Genomic DNA, 18,699 nt, shown 5'->3' on the forward strand with positions numbered 1-18,699 from the left:
ACGGAAACTCTGAAAATTCAGAATGGCAGGCTTGGCCGGTTCACGGCAGCCTCGAGCATCTTCACGTATTCAGCCTTGGGAACGTCAATGGCGCCGAACGTCTTCAGATGGTCGGTGGTAAATTGTGTGTCGAGCAGGGTGAAACCCTGTGCGCGCAGGCGTGCGACCAGATGGACGAGGCAGATTTTCGACGCGTTGGTGCGCCGTGAGAACATGCTCTCTCCAAAAAATGCCGAGCCGAGGGAGACCCCATAAAGGCCGCCGACAAGAGTATCGCCTTCCCACGCTTCAACGCTGTGGGCATGGCCGATCTGGTGCAGTTCCGTGTAAAGATTGCGGATCGTCTGGTTGATCCAGGTGCTTGGCCTGTCAGGCGCTTCGGCCGCACAGCCCGCCATCACGCCTTCGAAATCCGTATCGAAACGGATGTCGAACGGACGTTTGCGGATGGCCTTGCCGAGACTTTTGGAAACGTGGAACGTATCGAGCGGGATGACGCCCCGCAGCTCCGGCTCGACCCAGAACAGCTCTGGGTCATCCGCCGAATCGGCCATGGGAAACAGGCCGACGGAATAGGCGCGCAGCAGAATATCGACGTTGAGATCGTTATTTCTGCCGCGCCGTGCCATTCTTAGTGTGCGTCACCGGCCAGATATTTTTCCAGCCAGTGGATGTCGTATTCACCCTTCAGGATGTCTTCGTTCTGCAGAAGATCCTGGAACAGCGGCAGGGTCGTCTTGATACCGTCCACGACAAACTCGTCCAGCGCGCGGCGCAGACGACGGATGCATTCGTCACGGTCGCGACCGTGAACGATCAGCTTACCGATCATGCTGTCGTAATAAGGCGGGATCTTGTAGCCCTGATAGGCACCCGAGTCCACGCGCACGCCGAGACCGCCGGGCGTATGGAAATAGGTGAGGGTGCCCGGAGACGGAACGAAGGTGCGCGGATCTTCGGCGTTGATACGGCATTCGATGGCGTGGCCATGGAATTCGATATCGGCCTGCGTCACCGAAAGGCCCTGGCCGGAAGCGACGCGAATCTGCTCCTGCACGAGATCCATGCCGGTGATGGCTTCAGTGACCGGATGCTCCACCTGAAGACGGGTGTTCATTTCGATGAAATAGAACTCGCCGTTTTCGTAAAGGAACTCGATCGTGCCTGCACCGCGATACTTCAGCTTGCGCATGGCGCTCGCGCAGATCTCGCCGATTTCCATGCGCTGTTCGACCGTCAGGGCCGGAGAGTTCGCCTCTTCCAGAACCTTCTGGTGACGACGCTGCAACGAGCAATCGCGTTCGCCAAGGTGAATTGCATTGCCTTCACCATCGCCGAAAACCTGCACTTCGATGTGGCGCGGCTTGCCGAGATACTTTTCCATGTAAACGGCGTCGTTGCCGAAAGCGGCAGCCGCTTCGGAACGGGCCGTGTTCACGGCTTCGTCGAGATCGGCTTCGGTCTTGGCGACCTTCATACCGCGTCCACCGCCGCCGGCGGTCGCCTTGATCAGAACCGGGAAACCGATCTGTCTGGCAATTTCCAGCGCGTTTTCAGGCTTCACTTCGCCATCGGAACCGGGAACAACGGGAATGCCGAGTTCCATGGCCGTCTGCTTGGCGGTGATCTTGTCGCCCATGATGCGGATGTGCTCGGCAGTCGGCCCGATGAAGGTAATGCCGTGCGCATCGAGAATATCGGCAAACTTGGCGTTTTCCGACAGGAAGCCGTAGCCGGGGTGAACCGCATCAGCACCGGTGATCTCGCAGGCTGCGACGATCTGGTGGATGTTGAGGTAGCTGTCACGCGACGGCGGCGGGCCAATGCACACGCTTTCGTCGGCCAGGCGAACATGCATGGCGTCCGCATCGGCCGTGGAGTGCACGGCAACGGTCGAGATGCCAAGTTCCTTCGCAGCGCGCAGCACGCGAAGGGCGATTTCGCCGCGGTTGGCTATGAGGATCTTCGAAACCATTGTGGACCGCCTTTATTCGATGACCACGAGGGCTTCACCATACTCCACGGGCTGTGCGTCGTTGACGATGATTTCCACGACCTTGCCGGACTTCGTTGCCGGAATCTGGTTCATGGTCTTCATGGCTTCAACGATGAGAAGCGTCTGGCCTTCCTTGACGGTGGCGCCGACTTCGATGAACGGGCGAGCGCCCGGAGCAGGCGACAGGTAAACCGTACCGACCATCGGCGAGGTTACGGTGTTGGCCGGGTTGCGGGCAGGGGCCGCAGCCGCTGCTGCCGGTGCGGCAGGCGCAGCAACAGCCGCAGGTGCGGCAACCGGTGCTGCCGGAGCGTAGGCGACTGGTGGTGCAGCGTAGACCGTTGCAGGCGGGGCAGAACGGGAAACGCGAATGCGCAGGTCGTCCTGCTCGACTTCGATCTCGGAAAGGTCGGTGTCGTTGAGGATGTTCGCGAGTTCGCGGATCAGTTCCTTGTCGATACCGTTTTTCTTTTCAGACATGACAAACCCTATTCTGATTGTTTCTTTTTATGCCGTGATATTCTTCAGCGCGTTGAGCGCCATGATGTAGCCGTATGGCCCGAAACCGCAGACCATTCCCTTGGCTGCGGGGGCAATCATCGACTTGTGACGGAATTCCTCGCGGGCGTGGATGTTGGAAATATGAACTTCCACCACGGGAACGGAGATGGCGCGAATGGCATCGTGCAAAGCAATCGACGTATGGCCATAAGCACCGGGATTGATGACCACGCCGACTGCACGGTCGCCTGCTTCATGCAGCAGATCGACCAGCGCGCCCTCATGGTTGGACTGATGGCATTCGACGGAAAATCCGAGTTCTTCGCCGGCCTTGATGCAGTCGTTTTCGATGTCCTTCAGCGTTTTGCCGCCGTAAATACCCGGCTCCCGCTTTCCCAACATGTTGAGATTGGGTCCGTTCAGGACGAAGATCGTGTTGCTCATTCGTGGTTCCACAAGAAAATCAGCGACACCTATAGACTGCACAGCTTCGAAGGAAAAGCCCCTGAACACCGTAAAGCACCGGGTTGTCCGGCAACTTCAGGGTTTATGCAGGGGCTTTTGAGAAATCAGGAGCAGGTGGCCTTACCGCAGGTGCGCATATTGGCGATCTTCTCTTTCAGCGGTGCGGCACCAACAGCGCCGAACACGGCTTCCGTGCCGACGATATAGGACGGCGTTCCGGTGATGCCGAGATTGTTGGCGAGCTGGTAGGCTTCCTGCACCTGCGCATCGTTGGGGTTCTCTTCCATGGACTTGCGGATATCCGCTTCCTTCAGGCCGAGAGAGGTCGCAACTTCCATCGCGCTTTCTTCATTGGCGCGGCCGCGCGCGCCAAGCAGGGTGCGCTGGAACTCCGGATATTTTTCCGGCGAGAGAAGTTTCACGGCATTCGAAACCCGGTGGGCGGCGACCGATTCTGGTCCGAGAATCGGAAATTCCTTCAGAACGACACGCACTTTGTTGTCGGACTTGAGAATGTTGTCCATGTCGCTCATGGCGCGTTTGCAGTAGCCGCAATTGTAGTCGAAGAACTCGACCAGTGTGACATCGCCTTCGGGATTGCCGAGCGCCAGATCGTATTTCGATTCGAAAATGGCTTTCTGGTTGTCGGCCACCGCTTCGGATGCCTTGGCGTTGCGCGCCGCATATTGCTTGCGCTCCAGCGCATCCTGCACCTCAAGCATGATCTCCGGGTTCTCGATCAGGTATTGCTTGATGAATTCGCCCATCTCCTTCTTCTGCTGCGCGTCAAGCGCGTGCGCAGGCTGGAAGGCAAAAACGGTCGAAAGGGCCGTGATGCTGGCGAAAACGGTTGAACGGAGAAGGTGCGCCATATCGGTCCTCGTCATGTGTGTGGGCAGTGCCACTGGAATATCACTCTGGCACTTACCTTACCTTAAGCCAAATATCATACGGCAAAAATAGTTGTCCTCATTATGATCGCATCATTGTGAAGACTGCGATTTTGCGGCAAGTCTCGAAAAACATTTCAGGAAAGAAGACGCCATTGATAACGATGTCGAAGCGAAGCGCGGTTGAACCCTTCCATGCCATGGACATTCTGGCGGAAGCGAACCGGCGCAAGCAGGCAGGCCGTCCGGTAATTTCGATGGCCGTCGGCCAGCCGTCTCACCCCGCGCCAAAGGCCGCACTCGCTGCCGCCGAGACCGCGCTGAAACATGGCCGCATCGGTTACACCGACGCGCTTGGCCTGCGTGATCTGCGTGAAGCGATCGCCGGCCACTATCAGCGCCGCCATCAGGTCTCGGTCGATCCCGCCCGTATTGCGGTGACCACAGGATCTTCGGCCGCCTTCAATCTCGCCTTTCTCGGCCTTTTCGATGCGGGCGACCATGTCGCGATCGCAAGACCCGGTTATCCTGCCTACCGCAACATTCTGAAGGCCCTCGGCCTCAATGTCGTGGAGGTGCCAGTCACCGCCGAAACCGGCTACACGCTGACACCTGCAAGCCTGGAGCGCGCCGAAACCAAGGCGGGCTGCACGCTGAAGGGCGTTTTGCTGGCAAGCCCGGCCAACCCCACCGGCACGGTAACGGGACGCGAGGCGCTCAAACGCCTGTCTGCCTATTGCGACAGCCGCGACATCGCCTTCATCTCGGACGAGATCTATCACGGCCTGACCTTTGTCGGGGATGAGACCAGCGCGCTCGAAATTACCGACAACGCCGTCGTCATCAACTCGTTCTCCAAATATTATTGCATGACCGGCTGGCGTATCGGCTGGATGGTGCTGCCGGAAAAACTCGTTCGCCCGGTCGAATGTCTTGCGCAAAGCCTCTACATTTCCGCGCCGGAACTGTCGCAGCTTGCGGCTGCGGCCGCGTTTTCGGCCGAGGCTGAGCTGGATGTCTACAAGGAAAGCTACCGCACCAACCGCGATTTCCTGATGACGCGCCTGCCGGAAATCGGCCTGCCGCTGGCATCTCCGATGGACGGGGCCTTTTATGCATATGTGGACACCAGCCGTTATTCCAATGACAGCATGGATTTTGCAAAGCGCATGCTGGCTGAAATCGACGTGGCGGCAACGCCCGGCATGGATTTCGATCCGGAAGAAGGCCACCGGGCACTCCGCATTTCCTATGCGGGATCGGTGTCGGATATCGCCGAAGCTGTCGGTCGCATTGCCGGCTGGCTGAAACAGGGCTGACGTAGCCTAGACCCTTCTATTCCGCAGCATCGCATTGAAAGGTGCTGCGGAAAGCCTTCTCGCCCTTGGTGGTGAAGGTCAGCACACGGCCTTGTCCGCGTCGTATCCAGTCGCGGCTTTGCATGGTTGACAGCAACGATGCACCAAGTCCGCCGCCGAGGTGATGGCGACGTTCGCTCCAGTCCAGGCACTGCAGGCAGATGGGACGGCGGCTTTTCTCCAGCGTCGTAAGATCGATGCCGAAGTCTTCAAAAAAATGGCGTCCCTTGTCGGTCAGGGCAGGGTCATCGCCATCGGTGACAAAACCTTGCGCGATGATGGCGTTGAGCAGCGTGACACCGCTTTCGCCAGCCAGATGATCATAGCAGACGCGCGCTTCGCGCAGCGCCTTGTCTTTCGGGCCGGTCCGCACCCGCACCGCCCCGGTGCGCTGGGCAAGGCCCATCAAGGCCTCCAGAACCTGCGCAACATCTTCGTCGGAGAGCCGGAAGTAACGGTGGCGTCCCTGTTTTTCGGCTTTGAGAAGATGCGCGTCGGAGAGTTTCGACAGATGGCCGCTGGCGGTTTGCAGTGTGACTCCGGCCGTCTGCGCAAGCTCGCTTGCCGTCAGCGCACGCCCATCCATCAGCGCGGTCAGAATGTTGGCGCGGGCAGGGTCGCCGATCAGTGCGGCAACATTGGCGATCATCGGTCCATCCTTCATACTTCGATCATAGCCGAAGCATCGACGCGCAGCAATGGCGTAAACAGGAGCATGTCGCATCAAAGGAGAGTGCCATGCTGACCTGTTTCATTCGTTATGAAATCGACCCGTTCAAAGTCGACGCCTTCAACCAGTATGCCCGTAACTGGGGGGAGGCCATTCCGCGCTGTGGTGCAGATCTGATCGGTTATTATGCCCCGAAGGAGGGATCGAGCACCGTTGCCTATGGCGTTTACAACATCGACAACCTTGCCGCCTACGAGACCTATCGCGCCCGTCTGGCCGCCGATCCGCTCGGTCGCGAAAATTACGAGTTTGCGAGGCGCGAACAGTTCATTCGCCGCGAAGACCGGTTGTTTCTGCAACTCGCCTCCGCGCCGCATGGGGTGGGCGGGAGATGATCGCTGTCATCTTCGAAGTCTGGCCGGCGGAAGGCGAGCGGCAGCATTATCTGGATATCGCATCCGCGCTGCGCGCCGATCTTGAGGTGATCGACGGTTTCATCTCCGTCGAACGGTTCCAGAGCATCGTTAATCCCGACAAGATGCTGTCTCTGTCCTTCTTCCGCGACGAGGCGGCAGTGAAGGCATGGCGCAACCGCAGCGGCCACAGGGCCGCTCAGTCCGCGGGGCGTTCAGGTGTCTTTGCCAATTACCGGCTGCGGGTCGCCAGCGTCATGCGCGATTACGGTTTGAACGAAAGAGACCATGCACCGTCCGACAGCCGTGCGATGCACAAGAACAACTGACGGCCAGACCGGCACCGTTCGCCTGAACCACACATCTCTGCACAAAAGAAAACGCCCGCAATGTTCGTTGCGGGCGTTTTTCAGTGTCTATTCGCTTGGTCTCAGAAGAAACCGCGGCGCTGCCACCAGCCGCCCTTGCGCGGCTTCGGCTCATCGCCGTCATTGCCGGAAGAGGTCACGACTGGCTCGGACGTGGAGACGTTCTCACCACGGTTGGCACGGGCAGTCTTGCCTTCGGCTTCGGCTTCCGTTTCCGGTGCAACCGTTTCAGCGCCAAGGTCTGCCGAGGCTTCGCCGGCTTCCTCGATTGCCACTTCGGCAACGGTCTGCTCGACGATCACAGGCTCGACCGTTTCGACCTCAACAGCCTTCGGTTCGTCCTCGACCTTCGCCTTGGCCTTGCGGGTACGGCGTGGCTTCTTCGGCGCTTCTTCGGCTACCGGTTCTGCAACGGCTTCGACAACCTCGACAACCTCGACAACTGCGACGTCTTCGGCAGCGGCAACCGGAGCTTCCGCCTCGTCGCTTTCTGCTTCGCCGTCGGCCTGCTGTTCGCCATCGGCATCAAGAGCTTCGTCTTCCGCACGGTTGCGACGGCCGCCACGCTTGCCGCGACGACGACGCTTGCGCTTGCCGTCTTCATCGGAAGCAGCGGCATCGCCTTCTGCAACGGCATCCTCATCGGCGTCCACGCTATTGTCTTCGTCGGCATCGGACTCATCGCCAGCACCGTCTTCGGAGCCTTCGGCCTGATTGTCACCGCCCTGGCCGTTCTGGCCGCCCTTGCCGCGACGACGACGACGACGCTTGCGCTTGCGCTTGCCATCTTCGCCATTTTCGCCCTGCGGCTGGCGGGCTTCAGCGCCCTGAGCCTTGACGATTTCTTCTTCGTCCTCGTCCTCTTCGATCTCGATGACGATATCGTCTTCTTCTTCGGCGAAGTCGGGCAGGGCCTGCAGCAGGCTTTCGATCTTCACCGGATTTTCGACGGCTTCGCCACGGTCGATTGCGAAGTGCTGTGCACCAACGCTGGCATCGGCTGCGATGATGATCGAGACGCCGAAGCGGCCTTCATAATCGACAATCGTGCCACGCTTGTGGTTGAGCAGGTAGAGCGCTGTCTCAGGCGTGGTGCGAACGGTGATGTTGTGCGTCGTGTTGCGCAGCAGATATTCCTCGACGCCACGCAGTACGTGCAGCGCGATGGACGATTCCGAGCGAACGTGGCCCGTGCCGCCGCAATGCGAGCAGACCTGGGTGGTCGATTCCAGAACCGATGCGCGAATACGCTGGCGCGACATTTCCAGAAGGCCGAAATGCGAGATGCGGCCGACCTGGATGCGGGCGCGGTCGTTCTTCAGGCAATCCTTGAGCTTCTTTTCGACAGAGCGGTTGTTGCGCTTTTCTTCCATGTCGATGAAGTCGATGACGACAAGACCGGCAAGGTCGCGCAGGCGAAGCTGGCGGGCAACTTCTTCAGCGGCTTCAAGGTTGGTCGTCAGCGCGGTTTCTTCAATCGAATGTTCGCGGGTCGAACGGCCGGAGTTCACGTCGATCGAAACCAGAGCTTCCGTCTGGTTGATGATGAGATAACCGCCCGACTTCAGCGTGACCTGCGGCTGCAGCATGCGGTCGAGCTGGGCTTCGATGCCCGAGCGCGAGAAGATCGGGTGAATGTCGCGGTAAGGCTGAACCACCTTGGCGTGGCTCGGCATCAGCATCTTCATGAAGTCTTTCGCTTCACGATAGCCGTCTTCACCCGAAACGATGATCTCGCCGATATCCTTGTTGTAGAGATCGCGGATCGAGCGCTTGATGAGCGAACCTTCCTCGTAAACGAGGCAGGGGGCCGTGGAGTTCAGCGTCAGCGTGCGGACGTTTTCCCACAGGCGCATCAGATATTCGAAGTCGCGCTTGATCTCGACGCGGGTACGGTTGGCACCAGCGGTACGCAGGATCACGCCCATGCCCTGCGGCACCTCAAGATCGCGTGCGATTTCCTTCAGGCGCTTGCGGTCGGCCGGCTGGGTGATCTTGCGGGAAATACCGCCGCCCCGTGCCGTGTTCGGCATCAGAACGGAATAACGTCCTGCCAGCGACAGGTAGGTGGTCAGTGCCGCGCCCTTGTTGCCGCGTTCTTCCTTGGCAACCTGCACCAGAAGAATCTGGCGACGCTTGATGACTTCCTGAATGCGGTACTGCTTGCGCGGCTTGCGCGAAACGCGATCCGGAACTTCTTCCATGGCGTCTTCGGCGCCAACGGATTCGATCACTTCCTTTTCGTGGTGATCGTCGTCGTCATCGTCGTCGTCGTTGTTATCGCGACGAAGACCTTCGACTTCTTCGGAAATCGTGTCGGCATCCACCATGGCGGCCATTTCGCCACCGGTGCTGCCATCATCTTCGGAAGAGCCCTCTACGGCTTCAGCCGCTGCTTCGTCTTCCGCGACCTTCTTCTTGGCGCGGGGACGGCGGGTGCGCTTCTTCGGCTTTTCTTCTTCGACAACGGCGTCTTCTGCGACCGCTTCAACAGCGACGGCTTCCGCCTCCGTTTCGGTGACTTCGGCAACCGGTTCTTCGCTTGAAACGGCAACCGCTGTTTCTTCGCTCGCCACAATGCCGACATCCGGCTGGTCTACCTGCGACAGATCGATGGCAGGTGCGCCCGGTTCCGGTGCGTCAGCCGATTCGAAATCGTCGCTGCGGCGATGATCTTCGGCTTCGGCCTTCAGCAGTGCCTGACGGTCGGCAAGCGGGATCTGGTAATAGTCAGGGTGAATTTCCGCAAAAGCGAGAAAGCCATGACGGTTCCCGCCGTAGTCGACGAAGGCCGCCTGAAGCGAAGGTTCAACGCGGGTTACCTTGGCAAGGTAAATGTTGCCGCGAATCTGCTTCTTGTGTTCCGATTCGAAATCGAATTCCTCAATCCGGTTTCCACGGACGACTACAACGCGCGTCTCCTCTTCATGGGAGGCGTCGATAAGCATTTTGTCTGCCATGTAAGCTGTGCTCCTCGGCGCAGCCTTGTATTATACGAGAACAGGCCCGCCGGGAGGACGGGCCTTTCATATGAGTGCAAGGATGTGCCGGAAATGAAGTCTCCAGCCTGACCTCCGTAAACTGGCAGCATCCGGACCGACGGCGAGGCGCTGGGCCTGCTCCTGGTATCCGGTTCATATGAAAACTGCTGCGACATCTTGGGCCAGGCGGAACGACAATAATATATAGACCCCTTGGGGTCCGATGAATTTGCTCTCCTCAGAGCGGCGGTGGCAACGCCACCGGGTACGTTTCCGGACAGTTCCGGAATTGATCCAGTTTCAGGATAAATGTAACAACGGCAGATGATTACCCGCTTTTGCGGCGCCAGCTTCTAAGTCGATTGGCAGCCGGCGGGCGTCTATCCCGTCAACACTTTTAACCCTCTCTCGTGTTGTATGTTTTCTCTGTCATAATAGCAATAGGCTGGCTAAATATGCCATATTGTTGGTGGAATTGGCGGGTTAAGAATTGGTTCATCAACGCCTGCGATTTTGGTGCCAAATGGCGCAAAGGCATATGCGTCGGGGCTGAAATAGCCACAAACCGGCGTCAACGCGGCGTTGTTCGTGCAAATGACTGAAATACGGATTTTTTTAGAAGACCATGATTTTCTATCGAGGATCAGCCTTTTCGGGTGAGACAAGAGCGTTTGGCGCGCGAATCGCACGTCTGGCGTGCGTCGTCGCGTTGTCTTTCGTCGTATCGATTCCAGGGCTCCGCGCTGCATCGGCCAATGGACCGCTGGTCGCGCATCAGGCCCGCATCATCGGAGACGAGGCGCGCACGCGTATTGTTCTCGATTTCGCCGAAGAGCCGGAGTTCGATATTCACTATCTCGACTCGCCGACGCGTATCGTCGTCGATTTCCCCGCCGTGAACTTTGCCTTCCCGGCATCCGATCTTGCCGCGACCGGGCTGTTTTCGGATATCCGCTTCGGCAGCATGGGCGAGGGCAACGCCCGTATCGTCCTGACGGCGAAGAAACCGGTCAAGGTGGCCGTGGCCGAGGCAAAGCCCGGCGAAGATGGAAACTCCTATCGTTTCGTTCTGGATACTGAGATCACGACCAAGGCGAAATTCGCCGAACTGCTGAAGACGCAGCAATGGCAGACGCCTGCGCCGGTTTCCACGGCCTCCATTACCCCCGATGACAAGACATCGCGCACCAATGACTTCGTGATTGCCGTCGATGCCGGTCATGGCGGTATCGATGCCGGCGCATCCGGCAGCACAACCGGAACGGAAGAAAAGATCATCACGCTGGCTTTCGCCCGCGAGCTGGCAGAGCGCCTGAACCGCGAACCCGGTGTGAAGGCGTTCCTCACCCGTGATTCCGATACGTTTCTGGCGCTTTCCGAACGCGTGACGCTGGCCCGGCAGAACAATGCCAATCTCTTCATTTCGGTTCATGCCGACACGCTGAAGCAGAAGGGTATTCGCGGCGCCACCGTCTATACCTTGTCCGACCGCGCCTCCGACCGCATGGCGCAGGAACTGGCGGAACGCGAAAACAAGTCCGATCAGATCGCCGGTGTGGCCGCCTCGAGCGAGCCGCCCGAGGTTGCGGATATCCTTCTCGATTTCACCCGTCGCGAAACCCAGGCGTTTTCGGTGACGCTGGCGGAAAATATCGTTTCCTCCTTCGAGGGGCAGGTGGGTCTCATCAACAACCCGCATCGTTACGCCGGTTTCATGGTCCTGCGTGCCCATGACGTGCCGTCGGTTCTGCTGGAACTCGGATTTCTGTCCAATCCCGAGGACGAGAAGCTGCTGCTCGACACCGAATGGCGCAAGAAGGTTGCCGATACGCTGGCAAAAGCCGTCGGTCGTTATCGTGAAAAGGCGATGGCAAACGGCGGCTGACGAAATTTTGCGAGTGCCTGCAATCCGTTGTATCATCGCCATAGTGCAACAAAACCATGGGTTCTACACAGGGTAAAACAGGCGGGAGCCCTATTTTACTCACAATCGACGCGTTACTCGGAGGTCGGATTCGGCGATGGTCGGGACGCGGCCTTTGTCGATCGTGTGGTAACATATCGGCGAATGCAGCGCATTCGGCTTGTCATTGAAGGTATGGTGTGCAAAACGGCACCCGATATGCAAGGATACGTCCCGATATCGATGGGCGTTGATGGTTACGATTCGAATTATCGGTAGCTTGGTATGATCAGACTTATTGGATATTTCTTCGGCTTGGCCTGCGTGCTGTTTCTGTGCGCCGCCGCCGCCGGTGCAATTTATTTGCGCGGCGTGTCGCAAGACCTGCCGGACTATGCCGTACTGAGCACCTACGAGCCGCCGGTAACGACCCGCGTGCACGCCGGTAACGGTGCGCTGATGGCGGAATATGCGCATGAAAAGCGTCTCTTCCTACCGATCCAGGCGATCCCGGATCGTGTGAAGGCGGCGTTCCTCTCCGCCGAAGACAAGAATTTCTACAACCATCCCGGCATCGACGTCTGGGGTCTTGGCCGCGCGATCCTCGTCAACGTCCAGAACCTCGGTTCCGGCCGTCGCCCAGTCGGCGCATCGACGATCACCCAGCAGGTCGCCAAGAACTTCCTTCTCACCAACGACCAGACCTTCGACCGCAAGATCAAGGAAGCGATCCTGTCCTTCCGCATCGAGCAGACCTACTCGAAGGACAAGATTCTCGAGCTTTATCTCAACGAGATTTTCTTCGGTCTGAATTCCTACGGTATCGCCGGCGCGGCACTGACCTACTTCAACAAGTCGGTTACCGAACTGACGATTGCCGAAACGGCCTATCTCGCTTCTCTGCCGAAGGGCCCTGCCAACTATCATCCCTTCCGTCGTGAAAAGGCTGCCCTTGAGCGCCGCGACTGGGTGATCGACCGCATGGCCGAAAACGGCTACATCACCGTTGCCGACGCCACCGATGCCAAGAAGCAGCCGCTCGGTGTCAACGTGCGTCGCGGTGGCGCCCATATCTTCGCCTCCGACTATTTTGCCGAGGAAGTCCGTCGTCAGATCGTTGAAAAATACGGCGAAAAGGCTCTCCTCGAAGGCGGCCTTTCGGTTCGCACCTCTTTCGATCCACAGGTTCAGCTTGAAGCCCGCAAGGCGCTTCAGGATGGCCTCGTTGAATATGACGAGCGTCGTGGTTACCGCGGCCCGATCGAGCAGATCGATACGACCGGTGACTGGAGCGCGGCTCTCGCCAAGATCAAGGGCCTGCGCGACGTTCCCGAGTGGAAGGTCGGTGTGGTTCTGGCAGTCGCCGCAGACGGTCTGACCATCGGCGTTCAGGCTGATCCTGACGCCGAGGACGAAAGCGGCGACAAGCGCACACGCGGCCACATCGCTCCTGAAAACATGCGCTGGGCTTATCGCGACGCCAATGGCAAGCGCTCGACGGCGAAATCGCCGGTCGGCGTTCTCGCACCCGGCGATGTCATCTATGCCCAGCCGCTGAATGCCACGGGCAGCGAATACCGTCTGCGCCAGCCACCGAAAGTGCAGGGTGGCATGGTGGTGATGGACCCGCATACCGGCCGTGTTCTGGCCATGGTTGGCGGCTTCTCCTACGGCCAGTCGGAGTTCAACCGTTCGACGCAGGCCATGCGCCAGCCGGGTTCGTCCTTCAAGCCGTTCATCTACGCGGCGGCGCTCGACAACGGCTACACGCCTGCATCCGTTATTCTCGATGCGCCGATCGAAGTCGTCTCCGGCGGTCAGGTCTGGAAGCCGCAGAACTACGGCGGCGGTTCGGCTGGTCCTTCGACGCTGCGCCTCGGCATTGAAAAGTCGCGTAACCTCATGACCGTGCGTCTGGCACAGGACATGGGCATGAACGTCGTCGCCGAATATGCCGAACGTTTCGGCATCTACGACAAGATGCCGCCGCTTCTGGCCATGTCGCTGGGTTCGGGTGAAACCACTGTCATGCGCATGGTGTCGGCCTATTCGGTCATCGCCAATGGCGGCAAGCAGATCAAGCCGACGCTGATCGACCGCATTCAGGACCGTTACGGCAAGACGATCTTCCGTCATGAAGAGCGCGCTTGTGAAGGCTGCAATGCGACGAGCTGGCAGAACCAGGACGAGCCCGTCATCGTTGACAACCGCGAGCAGGTTCTCGATCCGATGACCGCTTACCAGACGACGTCGATGCTGGAAGGCGTTGTTCGTCGCGGTACGGCTGCGGGCAAGATCCCGGTGAATGACCGCCCCGTTGCAGGCAAGACCGGCACGACCAACGATGAAAAGGACGCCTGGTTCGTCGGTTACACGCCGAACATGGTTGCGGGCCTCTATATCGGCTTCGATTCTCCGGCCCCGCTCGGTCGCGGTGGCACCGGTGGTTCCTTGTCGGCGCCGATCTTCGGTGAGTTCGTGGCTGATTTTGCCAAGCACACGGAGCCGAGCCAGTTCATCGTGCCGGAGGGCATGAAATTCATCGCCGTCAACCGCAAGACCGGTATGGCAGCCATGGAAGGTGAACCTGACACGATCATGGAAGCCTTCAAGCCTGGCACGGGTCCGGCTGACAGCTTCTCGGTCATTGGCGGCATGGACGGCTATATGTCTCAGGAAGATATTCTGAAGACCTCGCCACAGGCCCAGCAGGCCATCACCGGCGGTGGCGGCGGCCTTTATTGATCCGTCATCTAGGAGTTCGTAAGGGGCGCGGTCTTTACATCCGCGCCCCTCGCATTTATTTGAGCAGCCAGTTTCAAACAAGGTGAAGAACCAGCGAAATGCGCAATGAAATTGTGAACGTAGTCGACGAAATCAAGCAGGCCATAAGCCTGCTGAGGAGGCATCTTTGACTGGGACCAGGCGATAAGACGACTGGACTGGTTGAATAACAAGGCAGAGGACCCGACCCTCTGGAACGATGCCGCAGAAGCCCAGAAGCTGATGCGTGAACGCCAGCAGCTTGATGACAGCATCAGCGGCGTGAAGGCGCTTGAGCGTCAGTTGAGCGACAACATCGAGCTGATCGAACTCGGCGAGATGGAAGGCGACGACGAAATCGTCAAGGACGCCGAAGACGCACTGAAGGCACTGAAGAACGAGGCCAACCGCCGTCAGGTGGAAGCCATGCTGTCGGGCGAAGCCGACGGTAACGATACCTATCTCGAAGTGCACTCCGGCGCCGGCGGTACCGAAAGCCAGGACTGGGCCAATATCCTGCTGCGCATGTATACGCGCTGGGCGGAACGCGAAGGCTTCAAGGTCGAGGTTCTGGAAGTTCATGACGGCGAAGAAGCGGGCATTAAGTCGGCGACGATCCTTGTCAAGGGTCACAATGCCTTCGGCTGGCTGAAGACCGAATCGGGCGTACATCGTCTCGTCCGTATTTCGCCTTACGACAGCAACGCCCGTCGTCATACGTCGTTCTCGTCCATCTGGGTCTATCCGGTGGTCGATGATTCGATCCAGATCGACATCAATGAAAGCGATTGCCGCATCGATACCTACCGTTCCTCGGGTGCGGGCGGTCAGCACGTTAACACCACCGACTCGGCTGTTCGTATCACGCACATTCCGACCGGTATCGCGGTCGCATGCCAGCAGGAACGCTCCCAGCACAAGAACCGCGCCAAGGCGTGGGAAATGCTGCGCTCGCGTCTTTATGAGGTTGAGCTTCAGAAGCGCGAAGATGCCGCCAATGCGCAGGCTGCATCCAAGACGGATATCGGCTGGGGTCACCAGATCCGCTCCTACGTTCTGCAGCCTTACCAGTTGGTCAAGGACCTGCGTACCGGTGTGGAAAGCACGGCACCTGGCAACGTTCTGGACGGCGATCTGAACGAGTTCATGGAAGCGGCTCTTGCCCATCGCATCAGCGGTGGCGCGGGCGTGGATGTCGCCGACATCGATTGATGAAGGCTGGCAGACCAGTGTTGTAGAATTCGCCCTTCGCAGAAAACTGCGGGGGGCTTTTTGTTTGGAGGAATGCGTGAGACAGGCTCTATACATCGTCGATGTTCAGCCAAGCTTCAATCCACCGGCCGCGCTGGTCACGGAGATTGCCCGACTGGCGAAGACCATGCCGAGTGCGGCGAGCGTCGAACGCCATGATGAGACCATCACGCCCTTCGAACGGCAACTGGGCTGGAAACCGGGCAGGGACGATGAGAGCCTGGTGCCGGCAGACCGGGTGTTCATCAAATACGGCTATGCGCCGCCGAAAGAGGCGATCGATTATCTTCGCTCGCTGAACGTGGAGCGCGTGCTCGTGTGCGGTATTCAGGCCGATACCTGCGTGCTCGCCGCCGGTTTTGCACTGTTCGATGCCGGTCTCACCCCGACCCTGCTGCCGTGGCTGACGGTTGGTTCCAGCCTGGATCGGAGCGGTGGGCTCGGCGAAAAGCTCTGGAAACATCATTTCGGCGCGGTCTTGTCAGGACCGAACGAACTGGGCCTGTAGAGCGAAGCGGATTACATCCGGTCTTCCGGTCTCAGTTCGAGGCGCGCTCAATTTTCATTTCACCGAGTTCATCGATGAGGATCGTCCAGCTTTCCGATTCCTTGGCCATCGGATCGGTCTTGAGGTAGACCGTTACGAACAGCCCCGGCGCGGTCGGTGCACCGTTGGAACTTTCGGGTCGAATATCCGTCACGTAAGACTTCATCTGGTTGAATTCTTCCAGCTCGACCGTCTCGACGAGGTGCGGGCCATTGGCCGTAAAGGCAATGCGCTGCAGATAGATTTTGGCGGTTCCGTCGCCTTGTCGCAGCGCAATCACCTTATAGTAGCCGCGTGTCGGCGCGCTCGGCGGCGTTCTCTGGGCGTCAGCGCCGTTCTGTGCAGGGGCTGCAGGCGGGTTGGCGTCTTCCCAGAGACCGCTGCTCGTCACGAAGATCGTGGAAACCGGCAGCGCATCGATCTCCTGCGTCTGCGCAGGCGCGCAAAGCGTGCTGGCGGCCAGAAACAATGTGGCAAGGAGCGTCAATTTCGGGTGCATGCGGGTCTTCGTCAGTTGGTGAATTGCTCGGCAAGAATGCGGTCGGACCATGAACGATCCGGGTCGGATAAAATCCGTGCTGTCCTGTCCTGCGATTGGGCGATCCTGACATGGGTTACGGATTTGACTTCCGTATGGTCCGCAACGGCATTGACGGGGCGCTTGTCGCGTTCGAGAACATGAATGTCGACCGTCACCTTATTCGGTAAAAGCGCACCGCGCCAGCGGCGTGGGCGGAAAGCGCTGACAGGCGTGAGCGCCAGAAGCGGCGATTCCAGCGGCAGGATCGGTCCATGCGCGGAAAAATTATAGGCGGTGGAGCCGGCCGGTGTCGCGACCATCATGCCGTCGCAGATCAGCTCTTCCAGCCGCACCTTGCCATCCACCTCGACGCGCAGCTTGGCGGCCTGGTGGGACTGGCGGAACAGGCTCACTTCGTTCATCGCAAGCGCGGTAAACTCGTCGCCATCGGAATCCGTGGTGGTCATGCGCAGCGGATGAAAATCATTGCCGGTTGCCACGGCAATGCGTTCGCGCAATCCCTCGATCTTGTAGTCGTTCATCAGGAAGCCGACGGAACCACGGTTCATGCCATAGACACGTTTTCCCGAGTTCATGGTTTCGTTCAGCACCTGCAGCATGAAGCCGTCGCCGCCAAGAGCCACGACGACTTCGGCCTCTTCAAACGGCATATTGCCATAAAGTGCCGTCAGCTCCTCGAGCGCGGCCTCGGCGTCCTCGGTTTTCGCAGCGACAAAGGACAATGAAGAGCTAGGACGCGACATTCGCTTTCCTTGACAATGTCGCGGGACAGAGATGACACGCGAAAATGTGGGTAACTTGTTGAGGCAACTCGCAATCTTCCGGTCTGCAGGCGAATCGTCGACGAAAATCCGCCGATCCTTCGCAGGTATATTTTCCTTGGTACATGAAGAGCTTATGTCGCGACAAGCTATTTTGACCGAGATCGGTTCTGCGAGGGTCTCTGCACCAGATCCGGTCCACAGCTTGTTGTTTTTACCTGCGTGCCGAGGGTTGCGATGCGCTTTCGTCTGGGGCAGGTTGCTCGACACCAACATGCGCCGACATGAATTGACGTCTGGCAGGAGGCAAAGCGTGGTTCTGAACTACTCAATCTATGATGTCTTTACCGAAACAAAGATGGCCGGAAATCCTCTGGCTGTCATGTATGGCGGCGAAAGTCTCGACGATGCGACCATGCAGGCCATTGCCAGGGAAATGAACCTGTCCGAAACGGTATTCGTCAATCCGTCGTCCAATCCCGCCCATGCCGCATCGCTGCGCATCTTCACGCCGTTTGGCGAGTTGCCCTTTGCCGGGCATCCGACAGTCGGATCGGCGGTGGCAATTGCCGAGCGCCAGCATGCGGGCGGCGGTGATCTCGACATGGTCAGCGTGCTGGAGGAAAAGGTCGGACCGGTCCGCTGCGCGGTGAAAATCCGTGAGGGTGCGGCAAGTTTCGCCGAATTCGACCTGCCGCGCAAATCCTCGCGCGTCGACCTGCCGCTCGACAACACCAGGCTTGCCGACGCGCTCGGCGTCAGTGAAGGTCATATCGGCTTCGAAAACCACGTGCCATCGGTTTGGACCGCTGGCGTGGCCTTCCTGCTGGTACCGCTGCACAATCTGGCTGCCGTACAGGAAATGGAGTTTGACGCCAGCCTGTGGCTGAGAACGGCCCCGCTGGTCGAAGGACGCCTCGCTGCGGCGTTCATCTATTGTCGCGGTGGCATCAACCACGCCGCAAAGTTTCATGCCCGCATGTTCTCGCCGGAAATGGGCATTCCCGAAGATCCGGCAACGGGCTCTGCCGTGGCGGCAATGTCCGGCGCCATTCATTATTTCGATGGCCTGTCCGACGGCCAGTATCCGCTGCTGATAGAGCAGGGTGTGGAAATGGGTCGCCCGTCGCACATCCATCTGCGTATGGACATCAAGGACGGCGAAGTCGCCCGCGCCCGCATCGGCGGCAATGCTGTCCGCGTGGCATCGGGTGTGTTCGAACTCTGACGCGGAAGGGCCGGGCAGCACACGCCAGACCCATTTGTAGCGCCAAAAGAAAACCCCGGTCTT

The 18,699-nt window shown here is 59.0% G+C and carries 17 protein-coding genes; 8 read left to right on the top strand and 9 right to left on the bottom strand.

All coding sequences use genetic code 11. From position 1 onward, the window contains the following. Positions 1–17 precede the first annotated feature (17 nt). From aat to HWX89_RS01600, 5 genes are all read right to left on the bottom strand, one after another. On the bottom strand, positions 18–629 hold the full coding sequence (aat, locus tag HWX89_RS01580; RefSeq protein WP_138795519.1) for a leucyl/phenylalanyl-tRNA--protein transferase: 612 nt from the start codon (positions 627–629) through the stop codon (positions 18–20). 2 nt (positions 630–631) lie between these two features. Next, positions 632–1,975, bottom strand: coding sequence for an acetyl-CoA carboxylase biotin carboxylase subunit (gene accC, locus HWX89_RS01585; protein ID WP_138795518.1), 1,344 nt, complete (start codon positions 1,973–1,975; stop codon positions 632–634). A gap of 12 nt (positions 1,976–1,987) precedes the next feature. Beyond that, complete coding sequence (accB, locus tag HWX89_RS01590) at positions 1,988–2,476, bottom strand: acetyl-CoA carboxylase biotin carboxyl carrier protein (RefSeq protein WP_138795517.1); 489 nt, start codon at positions 2,474–2,476, stop codon at positions 1,988–1,990. Between the two features lie 27 nt (positions 2,477–2,503). After that, the gene (aroQ, locus tag HWX89_RS01595; protein ID WP_138795516.1) at positions 2,504–2,941 is read right to left on the bottom strand and encodes a type II 3-dehydroquinate dehydratase; all 438 of its coding nucleotides are present in this window, start codon (positions 2,939–2,941) and stop codon (positions 2,504–2,506) included. 125 nt (positions 2,942–3,066) lie between these two features. Beyond that, positions 3,067–3,834: a DsbA family protein gene (locus HWX89_RS01600; protein WP_138795515.1), complete on the bottom strand. Its 768-nt coding sequence runs from the start codon at positions 3,832–3,834 to the stop codon at positions 3,067–3,069. Between the two features lie 173 nt (positions 3,835–4,007). Here HWX89_RS01600 and HWX89_RS01605 point away from each other — a divergent pair, with 173 nt between their 5' ends. Beyond that, the gene (locus HWX89_RS01605) at positions 4,008–5,171 is read left to right on the top strand and encodes a pyridoxal phosphate-dependent aminotransferase (RefSeq protein WP_178340579.1); all 1,164 of its coding nucleotides are present in this window, start codon (positions 4,008–4,010) and stop codon (positions 5,169–5,171) included. Between the two features lie 16 nt (positions 5,172–5,187). On the opposite strand, the gene HWX89_RS01610 is transcribed toward HWX89_RS01605, so the two are convergent. After that, a complete protein-coding gene (locus HWX89_RS01610; protein WP_138795513.1) occupies positions 5,188–5,874 on the bottom strand; it encodes an ArsR/SmtB family transcription factor in 687 nt (228 codons plus the stop codon). A gap of 74 nt (positions 5,875–5,948) precedes the next feature. Here HWX89_RS01610 and HWX89_RS01615 point away from each other — a divergent pair, with 74 nt between their 5' ends. Beyond that, the gene (locus HWX89_RS01615) at positions 5,949–6,275 is read left to right on the top strand and encodes an NIPSNAP family protein (RefSeq protein WP_138795512.1); all 327 of its coding nucleotides are present in this window, start codon (positions 5,949–5,951) and stop codon (positions 6,273–6,275) included. Continuing rightward, the gene (locus tag HWX89_RS01620; protein ID WP_138795511.1) at positions 6,272–6,622 is read left to right on the top strand and encodes an antibiotic biosynthesis monooxygenase family protein; all 351 of its coding nucleotides are present in this window, start codon (positions 6,272–6,274) and stop codon (positions 6,620–6,622) included. Before HWX89_RS01615 ends, HWX89_RS01620 begins: the two co-directional genes overlap by 4 nt. 101 nt (positions 6,623–6,723) lie before the next feature. Here HWX89_RS01620 and HWX89_RS01625 read toward each other — a convergent pair whose 3' ends face one another. Further along, complete coding sequence (locus HWX89_RS01625; RefSeq protein ID WP_138795510.1) at positions 6,724–9,621, bottom strand: Rne/Rng family ribonuclease; 2,898 nt, start codon at positions 9,619–9,621, stop codon at positions 6,724–6,726. Positions 9,622–10,267: 646 nt separating this feature from the next. Between HWX89_RS01625 and HWX89_RS01630 the strand changes: the two genes are divergently transcribed. The 4 genes from HWX89_RS01630 to HWX89_RS01645 all read left to right on the top strand — a co-directional run bounded on the left by HWX89_RS01630 (position 10,268) and on the right by HWX89_RS01645 (position 16,067). Further along, positions 10,268–11,527, top strand: a complete 1,260-nt coding sequence (locus HWX89_RS01630) for an N-acetylmuramoyl-L-alanine amidase (protein ID WP_138795509.1) — start codon at positions 10,268–10,270, stop codon at positions 11,525–11,527. A gap of 303 nt (positions 11,528–11,830) precedes the next feature. Then, positions 11,831–14,290, top strand: coding sequence for a penicillin-binding protein 1A (locus tag HWX89_RS01635; RefSeq protein WP_138795508.1), 2,460 nt, complete (start codon positions 11,831–11,833; stop codon positions 14,288–14,290). Positions 14,291–14,388: 98 nt separating this feature from the next. After that, positions 14,389–15,520 (top strand): peptide chain release factor 2 gene (gene prfB, locus HWX89_RS01640; protein ID WP_178340580.1). Its coding sequence is split into 2 segments (ribosomal slippage): positions 14,389–14,457 and positions 14,459–15,520, totalling 1,131 coding nucleotides; the frame shifts between segments, so codons are not numbered across the junction. 76 nt (positions 15,521–15,596) lie between these two features. Further along, on the top strand, positions 15,597–16,067 hold the full coding sequence (locus HWX89_RS01645; RefSeq protein WP_138795506.1) for an isochorismatase family protein: 471 nt from the start codon (positions 15,597–15,599) through the stop codon (positions 16,065–16,067). Positions 16,068–16,098: 31 nt separating this feature from the next. Here HWX89_RS01645 and HWX89_RS01650 read toward each other — a convergent pair whose 3' ends face one another. Both HWX89_RS01650 and HWX89_RS01655 read right to left on the bottom strand, forming a co-directional pair. Then, on the bottom strand, positions 16,099–16,605 hold the full coding sequence (locus HWX89_RS01650) for a hypothetical protein (protein ID WP_138795505.1): 507 nt from the start codon (positions 16,603–16,605) through the stop codon (positions 16,099–16,101). An 11-nt stretch (positions 16,606–16,616) separates the two neighbouring features. Further along, positions 16,617–17,390, bottom strand: coding sequence for an NAD kinase (locus HWX89_RS01655; RefSeq protein WP_138795504.1), 774 nt, complete (start codon positions 17,388–17,390; stop codon positions 16,617–16,619). Positions 17,391–17,721: 331 nt separating this feature from the next. Between HWX89_RS01655 and HWX89_RS01660 the strand changes: the two genes are divergently transcribed. Further along, positions 17,722–18,636 carry a PhzF family phenazine biosynthesis protein gene (locus HWX89_RS01660; RefSeq protein WP_138795503.1) on the top strand — a complete coding sequence of 305 codons (915 nt, stop codon included), beginning with the start codon at positions 17,722–17,724 and terminating at the stop codon, positions 18,634–18,636. The last annotated feature ends 63 nt before the right edge of the window (positions 18,637–18,699 follow it).

Source organism: Rhizobium sp. RM (assembly GCF_013390595.1).
Lineage (GTDB): Bacteria > Pseudomonadota > Alphaproteobacteria > Rhizobiales > Rhizobiaceae > Agrobacterium.

Bases quoted from the DNA above. Each gene is read 5' to 3' on its own strand.
- aat (WP_138795519.1), bottom strand. From the start codon at position 629: ATGGCACGGCGCGGCAGAAATAACGATCTCAACGTCGATATTCTGCTG.
- accC (WP_138795518.1), bottom strand. From the start codon at position 1,975: ATGGTTTCGAAGATCCTCATAGCCAACCGCGGCGAAATCGCCCTTCGC.
- accB (WP_138795517.1), bottom strand. From the start codon at position 2,476: ATGTCTGAAAAGAAAAACGGTATCGACAAGGAACTGATCCGCGAACTC.
- aroQ (WP_138795516.1), bottom strand. From the start codon at position 2,941: ATGAGCAACACGATCTTCGTCCTGAACGGACCCAATCTCAACATGTTG.
- HWX89_RS01600 (WP_138795515.1), bottom strand. From the start codon at position 3,834: ATGGCGCACCTTCTCCGTTCAACCGTTTTCGCCAGCATCACGGCCCTT.
- HWX89_RS01610 (WP_138795513.1), bottom strand. From the start codon at position 5,874: ATGAAGGATGGACCGATGATCGCCAATGTTGCCGCACTGATCGGCGAC.
- HWX89_RS01615 (WP_138795512.1), top strand. From the start codon at position 5,949: ATGCTGACCTGTTTCATTCGTTATGAAATCGACCCGTTCAAAGTCGAC.
- HWX89_RS01620 (WP_138795511.1), top strand. From the start codon at position 6,272: ATGATCGCTGTCATCTTCGAAGTCTGGCCGGCGGAAGGCGAGCGGCAG.
- HWX89_RS01625 (WP_138795510.1), bottom strand. From the start codon at position 9,621: ATGGCAGACAAAATGCTTATCGACGCCTCCCATGAAGAGGAGACGCGC.
- HWX89_RS01630 (WP_138795509.1), top strand. From the start codon at position 10,268: ATGATTTTCTATCGAGGATCAGCCTTTTCGGGTGAGACAAGAGCGTTT.
- HWX89_RS01635 (WP_138795508.1), top strand. From the start codon at position 11,831: ATGATCAGACTTATTGGATATTTCTTCGGCTTGGCCTGCGTGCTGTTT.
- HWX89_RS01650 (WP_138795505.1), bottom strand. From the start codon at position 16,605: ATGCACCCGAAATTGACGCTCCTTGCCACATTGTTTCTGGCCGCCAGC.
- HWX89_RS01655 (WP_138795504.1), bottom strand. From the start codon at position 17,390: ATGTCGCGTCCTAGCTCTTCATTGTCCTTTGTCGCTGCGAAAACCGAG.